Source organism: Mesorhizobium sp. P2_F8 (genome assembly GCF_056403655.1).
Genome location: NZ_JBFUFB010000002.1, coordinates 610237 through 625697, shown reverse-complemented (window position 1 = coordinate 625697; position 15461 = coordinate 610237). Strand labels below are relative to the sequence as shown.

Annotated in this window: 12 protein-coding genes; 3 read left to right on the top strand and 9 right to left on the bottom strand. The window is 60.9% G+C overall.

Annotated features, from left to right (window positions below):
* Positions 1 to 193: 193 nt before the first annotated feature.
* Positions 194 to 1255, bottom strand: a complete 1062-nt coding sequence (gene tagH / locus AC1DZP_RS06680) for a type VI secretion system-associated FHA domain protein TagH (RefSeq protein WP_477301000.1) — start codon at positions 1253 to 1255, stop codon at positions 194 to 196.
* 249 nt (positions 1256 to 1504) lie between these two features.
* On the opposite strand from tagH, the gene AC1DZP_RS06675 reads away from it, so the two are divergent.
* From AC1DZP_RS06675 to AC1DZP_RS06665, 3 genes are read left to right on the top strand one after another with little or no spacing between them, the layout of a single operon-like run.
* Positions 1505 to 3832: a type VI secretion system Vgr family protein gene (locus AC1DZP_RS06675; RefSeq protein ID WP_477300998.1), complete on the top strand. Its 2328-nt coding sequence runs from the start codon at positions 1505 to 1507 to the stop codon at positions 3830 to 3832.
* A gap of 10 nt (positions 3833 to 3842) precedes the next feature.
* The gene (locus AC1DZP_RS06670) at positions 3843 to 4271 is read left to right on the top strand and encodes a DUF6484 domain-containing protein (RefSeq protein WP_457155069.1); all 429 of its coding nucleotides are present in this window, start codon (positions 3843 to 3845) and stop codon (positions 4269 to 4271) included.
* On the top strand, positions 4271 to 5380 hold the full coding sequence (locus tag AC1DZP_RS06665; protein WP_477300996.1) for a HEAT repeat domain-containing protein: 1110 nt from the start codon (positions 4271 to 4273) through the stop codon (positions 5378 to 5380). Before AC1DZP_RS06670 ends, AC1DZP_RS06665 begins: the two co-directional genes overlap by 1 nt.
* Here AC1DZP_RS06665 and AC1DZP_RS06660 read toward each other — a convergent pair.
* The 8 genes from AC1DZP_RS06660 to icmH all read right to left on the bottom strand — a co-directional run bounded on the left by AC1DZP_RS06660 (position 5358) and on the right by icmH (position 15457).
* Entirely contained in the window at positions 5358 to 6320 is a 963-nt protein-coding gene (locus tag AC1DZP_RS06660) for a type VI immunity family protein (protein ID WP_477300992.1), read from the bottom strand. The genes AC1DZP_RS06665 and AC1DZP_RS06660 overlap by 23 nt on opposite strands.
* Before the next feature lie 22 nt (positions 6321 to 6342).
* Positions 6343 to 6894 carry an SMI1/KNR4 family protein gene (locus AC1DZP_RS06655; protein ID WP_477225824.1) on the bottom strand — a complete coding sequence of 184 codons (552 nt, stop codon included), beginning with the start codon at positions 6892 to 6894 and terminating at the stop codon, positions 6343 to 6345.
* Positions 6887 to 7831, bottom strand: coding sequence for a DUF4150 domain-containing protein (locus tag AC1DZP_RS06650; RefSeq protein WP_457155189.1), 945 nt, complete (start codon positions 7829 to 7831; stop codon positions 6887 to 6889). The genes AC1DZP_RS06655 and AC1DZP_RS06650 overlap by 8 nt, the downstream gene beginning before the upstream one ends.
* A complete protein-coding gene (locus AC1DZP_RS06645) occupies positions 7831 to 8889 on the bottom strand; it encodes a beta-ketoacyl synthase N-terminal-like domain-containing protein (protein ID WP_477300990.1) in 1059 nt (352 codons plus the stop codon). The genes AC1DZP_RS06650 and AC1DZP_RS06645 overlap by 1 nt, the downstream gene beginning before the upstream one ends.
* Positions 8886 to 9944 (bottom strand): DUF2169 family type VI secretion system accessory protein, encoded by a 1059-nt coding sequence (locus AC1DZP_RS06640; RefSeq protein ID WP_477300988.1) that lies wholly within the window; start codon positions 9942 to 9944, stop codon positions 8886 to 8888. The genes AC1DZP_RS06645 and AC1DZP_RS06640 overlap by 4 nt, the downstream gene beginning before the upstream one ends.
* A gap of 125 nt (positions 9945 to 10069) precedes the next feature.
* Positions 10070 to 10597 (bottom strand): type VI secretion system-associated protein TagF, encoded by a 528-nt coding sequence (tagF, locus tag AC1DZP_RS06635; RefSeq protein ID WP_477300986.1) that lies wholly within the window; start codon positions 10595 to 10597, stop codon positions 10070 to 10072.
* Complete coding sequence (gene tssM / locus AC1DZP_RS06630) at positions 10594 to 14133, bottom strand: type VI secretion system membrane subunit TssM (RefSeq protein ID WP_477300984.1); 3540 nt, start codon at positions 14131 to 14133, stop codon at positions 10594 to 10596. The genes tagF and tssM overlap by 4 nt, the downstream gene beginning before the upstream one ends.
* 1 nt (position 14134) lies before the next feature.
* Positions 14135 to 15457: a type IVB secretion system protein IcmH/DotU gene (gene icmH, locus AC1DZP_RS06625; protein ID WP_477300982.1), complete on the bottom strand. Its 1323-nt coding sequence runs from the start codon at positions 15455 to 15457 to the stop codon at positions 14135 to 14137.
* Positions 15458 to 15461: the final 4 nt, after the last annotated feature.

Below are 15461 nucleotides of genomic sequence, written 5' to 3'. Positions count from 1 at the left end.
GTCACATGACATTTGCCGCAGACCCCCAGCTCAATGAGTCTTACCCGCTTGGCGAACTGTCGTACGTGATCGTAATCTCAGAAATCGTCGATTGGAACCGGATGCCAGGGGTCGAAGGGACTTTTCTTCGCCGACTGCTGTACCATGCGTTACTTGGCCTTCCGTTTCCTGGCCACGCGTTTCTTGGGGTCGCCTATTTTTGCTTGTCGGCTTTGGCGTACGCCTCGCTGAAATAGGCCAGGAATATATCCAGCATGCCGTTTTCGTGTGCTTCCTCCATGGTCCGCCATGTCGCGACATAGGCGTCCCAGGCCTGGCTCTTCTTCGACGTAAACGACGTAGGCGGGAGTTTCCTGCTGATCGCCTCGGGCGACAGGTCGTCAAGCAGCCGGGAGAGCGCGGTTTGCATGGCAGCATAGGTGGCAAATTCGTGCGTCTTGAGATCGCGGAATGCATCCTCGATGCTGCGCCTGGCATCAAGATAGCCGGCCCTGCGACGGGCGAACATGATTTCGAGGATGTCGTCGGTCCCCGGAACGAACTTCAGCGGATTGTTGTCCGCGGCGCTGATCATCGTTCGTTGTGTGCTCTTTGCTAACGTTTTCGCGGCCGCGCGGGCTTTCAGCAGCAAGGTCAGTTCTTCGACCACCGCCCGCAGGACCGCGCCGATTTCGGCGGCAACTTCATGCGGGTCGCGCAATTGAAGCAGTTCCGGCGAAATGCCGGCTCCGATTGCGATCTCCCGCAGCACCTCGTCCCTGGTCGAGGGCAGCGGTGTCGGGGTCGACGAGGACGCCGACGCTGGAATGCGCTGCCCGGACCGTTGCTGCGCAGGCTCGAAGAAAGCCCCGCCTCCGAATTCCAGCGGCCGGCCCGTCGCGACCGGCATTTCCCGCGGTGTCGAATTTTGGTTGGCTTGAGGATAGCCTGCCGTGGCGCGCTCCTCGTCGATCGACACGACGATGACATAACGGCCGATCAGTATCCTGTCGCCATGGCCCAGCCGATGCGGCCCGGTCATGCGCTGGCTCGACCCGTTGATGAAGGTCCCATTGCGCGAGACATCGTGCAGCCAGAACGCGCCTGCCTCGTACAGAACCTCGCAGTGCCGGCCCGAGATGAACTTGTCGGGATCTGGCAAGGTCCAGTCACAAGCATCGCGTCCGATTTCGAAGCCGCGATCGCGCGCTGCGTAGCCGGTCGGGATGCCGGCGGGCAGCGCGTCGACATTGCTGATTTGCAGACTGATGTACATCCAGGATCGCCGCGGATCGTTGATCGATACTGCACCATTCTAGCAGTTTGCGCGTAGAACAGCACAGCCGCGTTCCAAGCCGGAGCTTCGACAGGGCAAGTTTCAGGCGCCACCGGCCCTCTTTGGTCCGCAGGGCAACATGTGGTAGGCTCCTGATGGCCTGGTGCGGCGGGTCGAAAAAGTTCCTCAACAGAGTGCGGGAACTTCAATCCTTCGCGCCGGCGGCCGCGTCCAGGAGGGGCACGACCCATGCCGAACGAACGTGCCACGGTTGTGCAGACACCGGTTGGCGCCGACCTGTTGACCTTCACGCATCTCATCGGGCGCGATGAGATCAGCCGTTGTTTCGCCTATACGGCCGGGTTCGTAAGCACGGACCCCAATATCGATCCGCTCAAGATGCTGGGTGGTCCGGTTTCGGTCGAAGGTGAATCAGATCCGAAACGCTGGTTCAGCGGCATCGTGTCCGAGTTCCGGCTCACCCGCATCGAGGACCGGCTGGCCTACTACGAAGCGGTCGTCAGGCCGTGGCTCTGGTTTCTCGGCAACACCACCGATTGCCGTATTTTCCAGAACAAGAGCGTCGTCGACATCGTCAAGGACATCTTCAAGAAATACAGCGTGGCGGAATTCGATCTGCGACTGCAGGGATCCTACCCGCCGCGCGAATACTGCGTGCAGTATGACGAGACCGATCTGGATTTCGTGCAGCGACTGCTCGAGCATGAAGGCATCCTGTATTTCTTCGAGCATGACGAGGGCAAGCACACGCTTGTCCTGGTCGATGCGATGAGCAAGCTGAAGCCTGCGCCGGGCTACGAGAAAGTGCCCTATCATTTTGAAGGTCAGGGTTCCCGGCGCGATGTCGAATACATCACCGAATGGATACCGGGCAGTTCGGTGCGCCCGGGTGCCTACGCCCACACCGATTATGATTTCAAGAAGCCGGGCGCCGACCTCATGGCCAAGTCGACCCAGCCGTTCAGCCACAAGCTGGCGGCGGGCGAGAACTATCGCCAGCCCGGTGCGCATCTCGAAGTGGGCCGGGGCGACAGCCTGGCCGCGATCCGCCGCGAGGAAGTCCAGGCCGTGCACCAGCGCATCGCCGCTGTCGGCACCGTGCGCGGCCTCTATTCGGGCTGCAAGTTCACGCTGGACGGTTTTCCACGCGAGGACCAGAACCAGGAATATCTGGTGGTCAGCGCCGAATACAGGCTGTTCGACCCGGGCTATAGAGCCCTTGCTGACGTCGACAGCGAGAACTTCCAGGTGATCCTAGGCGTGGCGCCGACCGCCGTGGCCTATCGCCCGCCACGGATCACGCCACGGCCAATCATGCGCGGGCCGCAGACCGCGACGGTGGTCGGTCCATCCGGCGAGGAAATATTCACCGACAAATATGCCCGCGTGAAGGTCCAGTTCCATTGGGATCGTCTGGGCAAGAAGGATGAGAACAGTTCCTGCTTCGTGCGGGTGTCGCAGACCTGGGCCGGCAGCGGCTGGGGGTTCATCCAGATACCGCGCATCGGCCAGGAGGTGATCGTCGATTTCATCGAGGGTGACCCGGACCTGCCGATCATCACCGGTAGGGTCTACAACGCCTCCCAGATGCCGCCTTACGGGCTGCCGGGCAGCGCCACGCAGTCCGGCTGGAAGTCGGACTCCTCCAAAGGCGGCGGCGGCTACAACGAGCTGATGTTCGAGGACAAGGCCGGCTCGGAACTGGTCAATTTCCAGGCGCAGAAGGACCACAACCTTCTGATCAAGCACGACCGCACCAAGCTGGTCCAGCACGACCAGTCCGACCGCATCGACCACGATGCCAAGCACTCCGTCGGCCACAACCTCGACGAGGACGTCGGTAACAACAAGACGGTCAAGGTCGGCGTCGACCAGACCACCAACATCGGCTCCAACGACACCGAGACGGTGGGCGCCAACCGTTCGCTGACGGTCATGGCCAACGAGACCATCCATGTCGTGTCGAACTCGACGGAGAACATCGACGCCAATCACACGCAGACGGTGGGGATTGTCCAGACGATTACAGTGGGGGCGRCTCGCATCGATACGGTTGGCGCCGCCGAGACGCGAACAGTCGGCGCAGCACAGATGAACACCATCGGTGCCATACGGTCGGTCACTGTCGGTGCAGCGCAGAGCCACGATATCGGCGCGTCGGACAGTTGGAACATAGCGGCGGCGCAGAGCGTCAATGTTGGAGCGGATCAGAGCGTCACTATAGGCAGCGCCCAGTCTTTCAACGTTGGTGCCGCGCGCAGCGCCAGCATCGCGGCCGATGACACAACGACGGTTGGTGGAGGGAGTTCGCTGTCAGTGACCGGTGCGAGTTCAATCCAGATCGGGGAAGACAGTTCAATCAATGTCGGCAAAAAGCTGGTTATTACCGTTGGTGACGAAATTCTGATCAAGTGTGGTTCGGCCAAATTCATGATGAAGAAGGACGGTACCATTGCCCTGGAGGGGAAGGACATTTCGGTCAAAGCAAGCGGCAAGATTGGCATCAAGGCATCGAGTGACATAACGATCAAGGGCTCGAAGATCAGCGAGAATTGAGGATGCAGCGATGAGTGACGTTCGCGAACACATTGACGGTGTGGTGATCGGCATCTTTCTCGGTTTCGATGATGCGGCGTCACCGCTGGTGGTATTCCCCGGCAATCCGGAACAGACAGCCTTGCCCGCGCGCAGCTTGACCGGGCTGACGTCCGATATGATCGGCTCCGAGGTGGCTTTGCTCTTTCAAGAGGGCGATCCCGCCAGGCCGCTCATCGTTGGCCGCATCGTCGATCCGGCGCGCAAGACTGCGGCGCCACAGGTCGTGCGGGACGGCGAGCGCGTTCGCATTACCGGGGAAGAGCGCATCGAGCTGCGATGCGGCAAGGCGACGATCCTGATGGAAAAGGATGGCCGCATCACCATTCGCGGTACTTTCGTCACCAGCCAGGCGAGCGCCACCAATCGTATCCGTGGCGGTTCGATCGACCTCAATTGATGTTGGCGGCAAGCGACAAGTCGAAATCAGAAGGCACGCCCGGTCGGCGGATAGTGCCGGATGTCGTAAGGCAGCACGCCGAGCAGGTCGCATTCTTCTGGGCGCAACGCGACACTTTGATGGCGTCGGATCCGCCGAACCTGGATGTGGTCGCCGGTGTCGACCGGCGCCTGGAAGCCAACCTGGATGGCCTGCGTATCGCAGGGTCGGCCGCTTGGCCGTTCATCGTTGCGGTGTATGAGGATTTCCCCGAGAAAGGCGAGTTGTTTCTGTATGGATGGATGGCGATAGAATTGAACGACAGCCGCCGCATTGCCGAGGTTGTCGAGCATGGGAATCGAAGCGAGGACGATGCTTGCGGATTGGTCGGCGCGCTGGCGTGGCACCAGCCCGCAACGATCGCGCCGCTGGTGCGGGACTGGATCGGAGCGCAGGATGCGTTCAAGCGATATCTCGGCGTATCGGCTTGCCTTGGGCATGGCGTCGACCCGACGCAGATGCTGGTTCGACTTGTGCGCGATCCGGATGCACGAGTTCGCGCCGCGTCCCTGCGGCTTGCCGGAAAAATCGGACGAGCCGATCTCCTTCCGCAACTGAGCACTGCGTTGGATGATACCGAAGAGTTGCCACGCTTCTGGGCCGCCTGGTCACTGGCGGAACTCGGTTCAGGCGACCTGGCCAGCTCCGAACTTCGCAAGGTTGCCGTCAGCAGGAGCGCTGACGCAATGACGGCGTTGCGCGCCGCCGTCAAGGCCTCACCCGACAGGGATGTCCGCGCCTGGATGGGCGGACTGTTCAAATCGCCTGAAACCGCGCCTTTGGCCGTACGTGGCGCCGGCATGCTGGGCGACCGCAACATTCTGCATTGGCTGATCCACCAGATGCGCACACCTGCTCTGGTCGCCGCCGCCGGCATTTCCTTCCTGGAGCTTTTCCCCGAAGCCAAAGAGCATGACGAGCTTTTCTCAGTCGAACCCGACTTGCTGGGAGACAAGATTGCCGAACATTTCGACCAGGATCCTCCATATCTGCCGGTTGCCGACAGGGTCAAAGAATGGGCAATCGAGCGGCGCTTGCTTGCCGATCCTATCGCCAGCCCAAGGGATTGATGAACCTGTGGATCCACTCGACCGTGTTGTCGTTCTCGAAAAAAAGTCTGCCTGAAAATCTTGGGTGTTCCCGAAGGAAAAGAGGTTCCAGAAGGCGGCTTGCGTCGAAATAGGCATCATTGACCGTTTTCGGTCGGTTCATGTCTTCGACATTCGGCTCTGAGCCAAGTCGCATCAGGTAGCCTCGTCGTCCGCGCTCGATGTCGACGGAACTGAGGGACGCGCAGCTTTTCACCAGTCCCGCCCAAGAAGCGTCGATCGCTGACAGGCCCTCGCCGAGAAGTGTCAGCCAGCTCACCGTTTTGATCCCGAGGTTGCTGACAGGAAGCGTCAGGTTCAGATTCTCTATGTCTATTCCCCAGTATCGCTTCGCTTGAGCGTATATGTAGTCAAACGCCGGAAGTCGTTCCCATGGATCGTAGGCAAAAGTCAGCCCACCGTGACCAGAAATAAATTCAACATTGTCGACAATATTGCGGGCCAGGCCGACGAGTACGCCAACTTCTGTGTCAAGTGGAGCGAGGACACGGACAGCCGAATGCAGGCCGCTGTCACGTCTATGAATACGGTTACACGAAAAACTCCAGCTGCCTCTCGGATCGTCAATCGAAATGTGATCCCAATAGCGAAGCTCGAACGCTCTGCCTTCACGAATGCGTCTGTAAACCGGTTGAAGATACGGCTCCGGAAGACCGTTCCTTGCCGCAACGCGGCCACTCCTTGTCAACTCAGGCGCGGAAGCCAGCAGCCAATACGGAAACTCTGCAAGCCCGATCTTCTGAATCGAGCCTGGCGGAGAGGCCTGCCGGTAAAGCTCGATGAGGAAATCGAGCTCGGCCTGGGTGGGGCCTTTCAGGTAGACCGTCAGGTCGAGCATTACCTTGCACGCGATTTTGCCTTCGACGGAAAAGGGTCGAAGCAGTTGCGGAGGCAGCTTCATGAACCTGCACCCAATTTGACACCTATTCGTTGTCTTCGTCGCTTGATGTTCCGTTCACTTCCTCATCGATCATGTATTCGAGAGTCTCAAGCTTGAATACTAAGTAATCGGTAAAGTCCTTGTAGGCGTCACTCTGGTACATGTCCTCGAACTCGATGAAGTCGACTTTCCCATTCTTCTTAACGCGGGACGGATCAAGTACCAGGAAATGGCTCAGATCTTCGCCAAACATGACCGGGATCGCACCGTTGTCGAAAGGGTTGTCCTCGTCATCCGGCCACAGGTCGCCCCAGAACTCGATTTTGTCTTTTACCCATTTGCTGTCGTGATCCTGCGTGGACAGCAGCTTGCCGCCAGCATCGAAATCACTCCAGCCATTGTGGAGCTTCAGAAATTCGCGATATGATTCCGGCAGCGGTATGCCCAGCCGTTTCTCAAGCTTGGCGATCTCTTCATCGGTCGCCGGCCTGCCAAGTTCGTGTGGCAATTCCTCGTCGTATTTGAGCGAGTCATACTTCTGTTGGGCCTCAACGATCTTTTCGATCAGCTCCTTCAGTTCAGGTTTCTTAGGCACTTGCTGGCTCCTCCCATCCGCAACAATTGGGGAAAACCCCAGTGTGGGGTTTGTTTCCACCCTTTCGCCAGAAATCCGTCTTGGCGCGATACTTCTTCATGCTCGACCCCATCCACGAATTCGCGCGGCTCGACATCCATTTGAGATTCTTGGCATCCGTTGGGTGACCATTCAACTGGAGCTCGTTGCTGTGGTCGGGGCTAAATCCGGAGTATTCTTGCTCTTCCGCCTTTTCCTTCGCGCAGTCTTTGTAGAACTCAATCTCGGCAGGTTTTTTTGCCACTGCCGCATCTTTGAGGCGTTTGCATTCGGTGTTGCCTTGCGTGCGCCTTTTGGCATAGCCCGCAGAGCGATTCCCATCCCAGGTCACACGTTTCATTTCACCGGCCTTCGCGGCATCGTTGATTGCCGCGCACTTGGCGCAAATCTCTTGCTTCTCGCAATCGTCGAATTTGACGTGCTTCTTGCCCTTCTTTTTCGCCGGGCCGTTGGCACAATCGATCTTCAATGGATTGGTGTTGGCTGGCCCCAATGGATCAACATCGCCAGCCAAATTCACGGTATTCTTGTCGTTGTGGAATTTCTTGTCTGTGTGTCGGCAGGCATTCTTGCCGTCCATCTTCACATCAAACGAGTAAAGTATCCAATCCGTTGCCTTCTTGAAGACGTTGGACTTTACGCCACCGACCGTGCCGGGCTCGTCGCCGGAACTCATGCCATACTGCGAGCCCTTAATCGCAATCATCTTGCCGCCCTTGGCGAGGACGGTCGTCGTGCCGTCCTTCAATGAGCTTTGCGTGGCGATGTTGGGATAGGGCAGGGGGATCGGACCACCAGGGCTGGGTGTCTTGCAGACATCGGGGATCGTCGCTATCGAGAGGCCGATAGTGCCTTTGTAGGTTAGCCCGAGGCCGTTGACCGTGATATGACTGGGCATCAGGCGGTCCTCCTCGGTCCGCCCAGCAGCACGGCGGCACGGGAGCCGTTCTCGGAACTCGCCCAGATCAGGGACAGCGGCCCGTTCTGGTAGTTCCGCGCTTCGGCCTCGCTTATCAAACCAACGAACAGCGGACCGGACGCCGCGCCGACATCGCCCCAACAGTCGGCCGGGGTCTCGAAGTCCGCCGCATCCTTGAAGCGGCCTGGGTTGCGGATGACAGCGAAGCCATATTCGTTCCCGCGATAGCGTTCGCCGTTCATGTCGCAGATGATGCGACCGACCGGATCGATCGGCGCGTCCTCGAAAAGGAAGCGGAAGGCCGCGCCCAACCCTTCGCCGAGCACGACCGTCTCTGTCTTGATCCTGTTTTCTTCGCTCGCCGTCGAGGCACTGACGATCTCGAGAAGAGGTTGCAGCCCAAACGCTCGTGCAGTAGTCAACGTCGTCAGCAGACAGAATCCTGCCGCCTCGCCCGGACAGAAGCCGTAGATGTTGCCCTCTGAGTGGAGTTGCTCGTTTTCATCCAGCCACTCGAGGGTTTCCGGTTCAAGATAGGTATCGACGCCGCCCGCGAGGCAGAACGTGGCTTTTCCATCTCGCAGTGTCTTGCAGGCATGGTAGATCGCCAGTAGCCCACCGGCGTGGCCACCAGCTATTGAACCACCACCTTCGAGGACAACATGCTGGGCCAGCAGCTTGCGCAACTTGGCGTCCACCTGAGCGGCAAACCCATCCGGTTGACCTGGCCTTGGCTCTCCGGTGGAGAGAATAAGGCACACTTCGGGCGACTGCAGTGATGCTCGCAATGGCCGCAAGGCGTCGAGTGCCGGTGAGATCGCGATTTCCACAGCGCGCTCCGGGCCGGCAAGGCTCGCATCTACGCCGATGTCGCGAGTGATTTTCATCCGCTCACCGAAACGGTCCACCATATGGGGATGATCCTGGATGGCCGAGATACCGGCGCGGACAGCCGCTGCACTTGAGGACGCGTCAAAACCCAACGGCGTGCGTACTCCAACGCCGACGACGACAATCGTGGCCCCTTTTGTCGTCATTCGTTTTCTTCCGGTTGCCAAATGCCTGTTGCCGCTACTGTCGGCGAAATGCCTGTCCGTGACCTGATACGCAGATTTGTATTCTTCAGCCGTTCCTCGTCGAAAGGCACCGGCAGGGCGGACATCCACGTAATCGAGAACTGCCGTAAATCGGGCTTGATGCGCAGGGTATGGATGGTGGCTTCGCCGTTCTCGCGATCCGGACGATTGTAGAACTCCGTGGTCAGGTCGAATTTTATGCGCGGCAGAAGGAATTGCCAGAAGCCATCCTCGGTGAAATTCCCCAGCCGAACGTCCTCATAGCCAATCAGCGGAGTTTTGGTTTGTTGATCTTCCGGGGCGCATTGATAGTACATACGGCTGAAATCGCGCGGCAAAAGCGGATCGCGCGTCTTCTCCCATTCTTCGCCATAGGTGCCAGCGTATCTTATCCGCGGCTGCCAGTGACGCGCCACCGGACCGAAGCTAGCCGGTGTGCCGCTCTTGTGGTCGCGATAGGGCGCGTTGGAATACTCAAAGTTAGGTCCGGCTTTGCCAACTAGCCGCTGGGGGTCGATTGCAAACCCCGTACCAACTGGATTGCGCTGGTCCCAATCCGGCTTTGATGCCTCCATATCCGTGCCGCCGTAAGTCCGGCGCCAGCTGATCGGCATTCTCGTGAATGGCTCCGCCCGGCTCATCCGCACCGACACCGGGCCAGGCATAAACACGCGGTCCCCCACCACGTTGAGGGTCTTGTCCACGTCGCCGACCTTTATGCGCGCCGCGCTCTCGATGGCTGGACGCCTGCCGGGCGCATAGACGTGTCCTTCGACCAGAACATCCGTATGCTTTTTCTCAAGATTGAGATCAGTTTCGTCGAGAAGTTCGTTCGGATCGGCCCCGTGTAGAGGTGCCAGGGTCACCGGCGTCTGGTTCTTCAAGAGCCGCTGCTTGCCGTCGGCATCGATCTCGAACGACGCCTTGATCGCGATCAGCCAGACCTCATGTCCTCGCTCGTCACGCGTCCAGCTTTCCTGAGCGGCGAATGGCGTATGGTTGGACAGTATCCACATTTGAAACAAGGCATCCTTGCGCGACGGTGAAACAACGGACCTTCAACTGTCTTGGGTATAGCTTGGAAACAATTTGCCGGCGCGACGTGGGTACCGGCTACTGCATATCGTCGAATTTGCCTCCATCAATTGGTCTCCCAGCTCGCCGCAAAGATCTGTTCCAGCCTCGCTTGCGGCGATTGCGGGTCGATGTCGAAAAGATCCGAACGGGCAGTCCACATCACCATGTCGCTGATGAGCTCTTCGCTTGGCTCGACAATCGGCACGGGCAGGGCGCCCAGCGCGGCGTCCAGTTCGTCGGGGGTCAGCTCGCCATGCTGTGCAGCGATGGCCGCCTCTTCGATGCTGGCAAACCACGCCTCGGCGTCGGCCAGCTGAACGGGCACTTCGGCAAGCTGCGCGACGATGGTCAAAGGGAATTGTCTGCCAACTCTGTCGGCGCTCTGCACAATGATGCCTGCCGATGCGCCGAAGGAAGCCGGGCCAGCCAGGAAGCGCAACGGGGTTTTGCTTGGCCAAAATTCCGAACCAAACAGCGGGACGAGATGCTGCGCAAGCCAGCGGTCCCAGACGCGCACAAAATCCCCCGGCAGCCGCCGTGTGACGAAATCGCCGGTGGCGGGCATTTTGCCGTAAAAACCAGGCAGGATCATATCTGTGGCGGACATGAGAATTTCTTGAACATTTCCAAATTGTAGGGGTTTTCGACGCTAGCGGCCTTGAGCTCGAAATCGGCGTACATGCCTTTCGTGCCCAGGCGCAGGCTGTAGACATCGGACAGCGAAGTGCCGGCGAAGCGGCCGCTGCGCAGCATCCTCAACCATGCCCAGCTGCCGGTCTCGTTGAGCAGGACTTCGGGCGATCCGTCGATCGGCTGGAAGGCGAGCGTAATGACCCCGGTGCCGTCCTTGCCGGGCCAGGTCATTGGTTGCGGCCGCGTCGCGTTGTTGTAGTAGACGAGGCTCTGGCCATCGAGATTGAGCGTGACGCGCGTGACGTTGGGAGACAGGTCCTTCGGCTCGAGCGTGAAGCTCATCACCGGTCCGGTACCACCGGCAAAGAGATCGTCGCGGATATGCCTGGCCTGCTCGAACGCCGGCAGCGCCGCAGGGTCGAGGCCGAAATCGGCGCGCCACTTCCATGGCTGGCTGGTCGTGTCGACATAGTTGATCAGGTGGTCGTTGATGAAACCGTCGATCAGCCCGGCCGGTCCGAACAGGCGGGCGAAATCACGTACATTGACGTCCACAGCGCTCTCGGCGCTGAAGGGATAGCGGTCGTTCAGCGCGGCCTGGCAGAAAGGCAGTATGTCGGCCCGCCAGATGGCGTTGAGCTCCGAGGTGACCGCTTTCTGAGTCAAATTGCTGGTATCGCCGGCAATCCCGCCCAGCCAGGTGTTGATGGGGTCTGGCAGGATCTGTGCCTGCCTGGCGACCGCGCCCGTCAGTTCGGCAAGGCCGCCTTGCTTCTTGATGGCATCCTGCGGATTGGGGTTCGCGCTGACCGTCTGCAGCACGTTCGAAAGCGCGGTCAGCGCGACAACCGCGGCATCTAGTGCCGGCGGCTGGCCGTCGACCTCGGCGATGGTGCTCTTGAGCGGTTTGAAATGTTCGGCCACCAGATTGCCGGTCAGGTCTACCTCGCTGGCCGATCCGGCGCGGGGAAGCAGTTTCGCACCGCTTGTGGCCAGCTTGCCGAGCTTGCCAAGCTTGCCGAGCAGTTTCGAAGCGCCCTTGGCCGCCGCTTTGTTGTCGGCGGGCGCGTCGTCGTCGGAGCGCGTCAACTCGGTCTCCTGAACGACCGCCGTAAGCAGCCGCTTCAGCGCCGAATCAGCACTCGACAGGTCCTTCAGATTTTCACTGGCGACATTGAGATCGGTCAGTGGCGCGAGCCTCATGTCGCGCAGGAAGCTGTCCCATTGCGCGATATAGTCGTCATAGTAGAGCTTCAGAATATCCTCGGACAGCGCCGAGACCGAGGTTTCGGAGTTTTCCGAGCAGCCGCCGGCGAAAACGGCACGATCGAGGGCCGCCTGGGCGGCGACATCGTCTATGCGGTCGAGAATGACGTCGTGGAAGCCGGAATAGGTGAAGGCTCCGGAAATGCCGACGCGAAGTGTCTTGGCGGAACGCCGTGCAAACACCTTGCCCCCGTTGGGGCCGGCGAAATTGGCAGGAATCCACTCCTTCAGCCCGGCCACTGCCGGATCGGCCAGCAACTGCTTGTAGGCACGCGCCGGCAGCGAAATCGTGCACACCGTCTTCAGCGCCTCGGCAACCAGCGCCTGGTCGGGCGCGATATAGCTTTCGTCGACCGTCATGCGGCGGATGGCGGCAAGCTGGTGCTCTTCGGCATCGGCGGTCGGAAATGGTGCCGCGGCGGCGAATTCGGGCAGGCTGTTGACCCACCAGGTCTGGGCGAAATCGGGATCCATCTGCGACAGCCCCGTCATCATGCGATAGGTCTTCAGCGCCCCGAGCATGAAATCCGGATCGCGGATCTGCCGCCACATGGTCGCCTCGAGCAGCGCGACCATGCGTGGCTCGAGGACGTTGCGCAGGGCGTGGTCGTAGGTGTCGGTCTGCGCCCGCATCAGTTCCGCCGAGGCCGATGGCCCCAGCAGGTCATGGGCGGCGCCCGGCGGTGCTGTCCGGGCAGTTGCGACCGCGTCCATCGCACCAAGCGCGCCGTCCATGGCAGGCTGCTCCACCGATGCCGGAGTTGCGGCGACAGAGGTCAGCGGCGCTTGCAGCGCTTCGAACTGGCCTGCCTGGGCGGAGATCGCATTGCGGTTGTCGTAGTAGGACCAGGTGAACACCGCACTGGCCACCAAGCCAGCCACGGCACACGCAGCCGCGGCACCTCGCCAGATCCAGGCGCGGCGGCGTTGCGCCAGCGGGTCGAACGTACCGAGGCCGGCTTCCTTGAAGATGACTTCGGTGAGCAGGTTCTTGAGGAAGAAGCTGCGTTTCTCGACCCTTGGTGCGGGCAGGGCCCGGCGTGGCGGTAGGCCGAAGGAAGATGACAGCGCCGCGGTCAGCCGGTCGATGGGCGCCCCTTCCTGCGTCGCCGATGTCAGATACAGCCCGCGCAGCCAGGCGACCTCTTCGTACCGGCTTTCGCCGAACATCGCCTCGACCAGCACCTGGATCGGTTCGGACAGGCTTGCGAGCTGGGCGGGAAACCTGAAGATCTCGGCACGGGCCGCGAGTTTGTCCTCATCCTCCAGGCGCGGCACCAGCCGCCGCTCGAGTTCGGTCGCCAGCGTCGAAATCTCTCGTTCGATGGTCTTGGCATCCACACGCGCATCCAGCGCGAAGGTCGTTCCCCACACCTGCTCGCGCGAGGCGGTGGACAAGCCGCCGAAGAAGGCCTCGAAGCCCTTGATCAGATCGGCCTTGGTCAGCATCAGGTAGACCGGGAGGCGGATTTCGAGCCGGTCGTTGAGCTCGGCCAGCCGGCGGCGGATCTTGCGGCCGTGCGCCTTGATGGCGTCGTCACCTTCCGAAAGCACGTCGATCGAAAGCGCGACGATCACGCCGTTGAGCGCACGGCGGCCCCGGTGTTTCTTCAACAGGTCGAGGAAGCCCAGCCATTCCGCCGCGTCCACATCGGGCTGGCTCTCCTGCTGGACGTAGCGGCCGGCGGTGTCGATCAGAACCGCGTTTTCGGAAAAGAACCAGTCGCAGTTGCGCGTGCCGCCGACCCCCTGCAGGTCGTCTGTGAGGTCGATCGGAAAATTCAGTCCGGACTGCCGCAAGGCGGTGGTCTTGCCGGTAGCCGGCGGCCCGACGATCACATACCACGGCATCTCGCGCAGAAACTTGCGTCCGCCCAGCTTGCGGCGCTTCAGTTCGGCCATTACCTCGGCGAACTTGGCGCCCACGGCTGCGACATTCTCTTCGCCGGGGCTGAGCGGCTTTTCCACTGCCGGTGCGGCAATCTCGGCGACGAACATGCGGTTGGCGCGGATCGCCCGGCGTTGGGCGACGATCAGCCAGATCAGCCAGAAGATGACCAGCAGCGCGATGATGACGATGCGCACATTTTCAGAGGCGAACGGTTCGTAGGGACCGACCCTGACGATCGGACCGAACACCCATATGACCAGGGAAAGCAGCGTGATGCCGATCAGCGTCCACAGCCAGCGCGATGTCAGAACTGCCCACAGGAAGCGCAGGATGAACATCTCACAGCCTCTTTTCGACGAGCACCTCGACGCGGCGGTTCAAGGCCCGCCCCTCGCGCGTGCTGTCGGTGGCCACTGGATCGGTGGCTGCGCGGCCCTCGGAACGGACGCGATCCTGCGGCACTCCGTTCTGGACCAGCATGTCGGCAATCGTCTGGGCGCGAGCCTCGGACAGTCGCTGGTTGGTCGACAGCGGGTTGGTCTTCTGTAGCGGAACGCTGTCCGTATGACCGATCACCGTGATCTTTCCGATGAGTTCCTGATTGGCGAGGATCACCTTGGCGATCGACCCGATCAGGGGCTCGAAGCCCTCGGTCAGTTGTGGCCGCGACGACTGGAACAGTTCGGGGTTGGAGGCCTGGATGATCAGCTTGGCCACCGAAACGCTTTCGGTACCGCTGAGGGCGGATTTCAGCTCGGCTGGCGCCCCAGCCTGAAATTCCGGCAACAGCGCAAAATCCACTTTCTCCGGCGGCGGGGCATCAACCTTCGGCGATGCACGGGTGATGTCGCCGCGTGCGGGCGGCGGCAACGCGCGAACAAGCGCGGAAAGCTCGACCGCCTGGCTGCTCAGTCCCGTCGAGAGCCCGACATGGACTGCCGTGGCAACGACCGCCGCACCGAGCGCCATGACCCAGATCGGAACGATGAAGCGCTGCGGCTCGTCGGACGCGATCACGCCCTTCCAGTTTGGCGACAAGGGCGCGCCTTCGGCGTCGACATCGCGCAGGAACCGTGCCGCCGCCACGCGAACGGCATTGATCGAGCGGTCGCCTGACCGGTTTGCCACACGATATTTGCCACGGAAGCCAAGCGCCAGGCAGTGATACTGCAGCTCCAGCAATTCGCGATCCCGGTTCGGGTGGCGCTCGAGTTCGTCGAGACGTGTGAAGAACTGCGTTCCGGCATCGACATCGCCGCGCAGCATGACAACGAGCGGCTGCCGCGGCCAGGCGCTGGCCCCGCCCCATGGCGTGTTCAGGGCCAGATCGTCGAGCAGCGCCGCCACGACCCATGCTGCCTGGTCGGCCCGCTCCATTGACGATCCCGCCGTCATTGCCGTGTCGCGGGCCCGCACCAGTTCTTCGAGCAACCGGGTACGCAATGCTTCCGGATTGTCCGGCGCCAGCGCGCTTTCAAGCTCGGGAGCGAACTCGAGCAAGGGCGCGAATGCGTTGACGAGCGCGTTCGGGTGGGTGCGGGATCGCTTTACAACCGCGCCCGGCAAGAGTGGCGCCATGGGCCGCGGCATCGGCGCGCCGGTCAATCGAATGCGAGTGCGTTCGCGATCCTCCGACAGTCCGAAAGGATCATCGCGGCTCATCATC